Below are 243 nucleotides of genomic sequence, written 5' to 3'. Positions count from 1 at the left end.
GGCATGGGCGGGGCAATCCTCTGGAACGGTTTCAGGTCGTATAGAGCGTGACCAGGAAGATTGTGAAGCGATAGCCGAGGACAAGGCTGGCCACGACGATAGCGAGAAAGATCGACGCCGCGACGCGCGGCGCCGGGCGGAGATTATAGACCGTGCCCAGCATAAGATAGAGATAGATGGCGCAGGCGCCGAGATTGAACAGCGACAATGCGGTATCGATCACCGGCGTTTCGAGCCCGCGCC

1 protein-coding gene is annotated in these 243 nt (G+C 60.5%); it reads right to left on the bottom strand.

All coding sequences use genetic code 11. From position 1 onward, the window contains the following. Nucleotides 1-31 precede the first annotated feature (31 nt). Nucleotides 32-243 (bottom strand): hypothetical protein (locus ACYYG1_RS17790; protein ID WP_461211661.1); only part of this gene is annotated, 212 nt, incomplete at its 5' end.

It is taken from the genome of Desulfocurvus sp. DL1XJH-121 (assembly GCF_054819825.1).
Note: the sequence above shows the minus strand (reverse complement) of the source record. Positions and strands in the feature narration are given on the sequence as shown.